This is a genomic window from Candidatus Aquicultor sp., from assembly GCF_054640775.1.
The window spans coordinates 1-1,780 of record NZ_JBTSLF010000185.1 but is presented as its reverse complement, the minus strand read 5'-3'; the positions used below and the strand labels follow the sequence as shown (position 1 = coordinate 1,780).

The following is a 1,780-nucleotide window of genomic DNA, read 5'->3' as shown; positions in this document are numbered from 1 at the left end:
TAGACCTCGGTTGGTGGGTTCGATTCCCACGCACCTCCGCAAATAAAAAGAAGCCGGACAGCTTGTCCGGCTTCTTTTCTGTCCAACGGCAACCCAACCGTAATTGGCACCGTCCTCGATATCCATTCACACCCTTCACTACCACTTGCAAGTACCATAAAACCAACAGCAGGCTCTGCTGAAACTGGATTTGTATTATTTCGCGCTTCCTATCTTTCAAACACCTTATCTTACCTGCAGATAGATACTTTACCATGCTTACGTCAGTGAAACCGTCACCGGTTAATTTCGTAAAACTGGGAATGAACTTTATACGCGCGACGTATTATCCAAATTTATGGGTAAGAAAGACAGCATGAAGGGAGGAGAGGATTTTATGGCAGAAGCAAGAGCAGAGAACCAAATGCCGAATGAAATGCAAATGCAAAATCTCCAACAGCAAGGACCTGGGAAGACAGTCATAGCGGATACCGTGGTCGCAAAAATCGCGGGCATGGCGGCACGCGAGGTTCCGGGCGTCCATGCGCTGGGCGGTACTACTGAACGCGCCATTAGCGGGGCTTTGTCCCGAATTTCGGGCGCGCAGAGGATGACCGGTATCGATGTGCAGGTCGGCCAACAAGAGGCGGCGGTTGACTTAAGCATGATCGTCGATTATGGGCAGAGTATCCCGGATGTTACACAAAACGTCAGGCAGAATGTCTGCAGCCAGATCGAGTCCCTTACCGGGCTACGCTGCAAAGAGGTCAATATCACCGTAAGCGATGTGTATATGCCGCAAGAAGAACAGCAACAACAGCAACAACAGCAACAGCAACAAGGGGAAAGTGAAAGCCGTGTCGCCTAATATTCTTGAGGATAAAAAACAAATAGCCCTGGCGGTCAAAGCTGCGGTGGATACGATGAAGGGCGTTTCGCTCACACGGGCGCGTGCGGTTGGTGAGTCATACCCATACAGCCCGGACGTACCGGGCGTATGGGTGCGCGGGCCCGATCGTGAGGGCCGCTATTCGGTTGACGTGTATATGGCGGTGGCCCTGGCCGGATCAACGATCCCGGAGATGGCGGATATGCTTCGAGCGGAGATCTGGAAGCAGTTGCGTGAGCCGGGCATCAACATGGCGGATCGCGTAACAAGCGTTGACATCTATGTAGAGGATTTGGTACTAGCGGTATGAGGACATTTAATCGAGTACTGGCAACAATTATATCGATTGCGCTCATCGTTGCATCGGCAATGGGGATAGTCTACCTGATCGGCCTCCTTGCGGGCAACACGCAACTCACGGGGTTCGTTAGCGGAATCATCGGGTCGATCACGAGGCTCGACACCGGGCAAATCCAGGCGACCCTTATCGGGATATTTTTGATATCGCTCGTACTCCTGATTCTTGAGATACGACCCTTCAGGGATCCCTTCATCACCGTCCGGGATGATGAAGCGGGTAAGACCCGGGTGTTCAGGTCGGATGTTGAGAGGTTCTTACAACAGCGACTTGCGCGGGAACGGGGGATTACGCCGGAAAATGTGGACGTACTGGTGCACGGCGAGAAGTTCGACGTCGCAGCCGAAGTAGCAGTATCGACGGATGCCGATAGGCAGGCGGTCCGCTCCCAGGTCGAATATGATGTGAAGGATAACCTCGCAACCATCGGGTTGGATGATGAACTCGATCATATAAGCACCAGGGTCGCCCGGGTTAAACGGGTAGCATAATAATGCGCAAACGTTAGGGGTTTGAAATGAACACACTAAACCGAGTGCTGTTAACCATACTGT

3 protein-coding genes and 1 tRNA gene (1 of these 4 cut by a window edge) are annotated in these 1,780 nt (G+C 52.3%); all 4 read left to right on the top strand.

Annotated elements, in window-relative coordinates; translation table 11 throughout:
- Positions 1-39, top strand: a tRNA-Sec gene (locus tag ACYC56_RS12270); it begins 57 nt to the left of the window's first position.
- Positions 40-376: 337 nt separating this feature from the next.
- Positions 377-847 carry an Asp23/Gls24 family envelope stress response protein gene (locus ACYC56_RS12265; protein WP_461374467.1) on the top strand — a complete coding sequence of 157 codons (471 nt, stop codon included), beginning with the start codon at positions 377-379 and terminating at the stop codon, positions 845-847.
- Complete coding sequence (locus ACYC56_RS12260; protein WP_461374466.1) at positions 837-1,178, top strand: hypothetical protein; 342 nt, start codon at positions 837-839, stop codon at positions 1,176-1,178. Before ACYC56_RS12265 ends, ACYC56_RS12260 begins: the two co-directional genes overlap by 11 nt.
- Complete coding sequence (locus ACYC56_RS12255) at positions 1,175-1,717, top strand: Asp23/Gls24 family envelope stress response protein (protein WP_461374465.1); 543 nt, start codon at positions 1,175-1,177, stop codon at positions 1,715-1,717. Before ACYC56_RS12260 ends, ACYC56_RS12255 begins: the two co-directional genes overlap by 4 nt.
- The last annotated feature ends 63 nt before the right edge of the window (positions 1,718-1,780 follow it).

Excerpts from the sequence above, each read along its gene's own strand:
- ACYC56_RS12265 (WP_461374467.1), top strand. The coding sequence starts at position 377 with ATGGCAGAAGCAAGAGCAGAGAACCAAATGCCGAATGAAATGCAAATG.
- ACYC56_RS12255 (WP_461374465.1), top strand. The coding sequence starts at position 1,175 with ATGAGGACATTTAATCGAGTACTGGCAACAATTATATCGATTGCGCTC.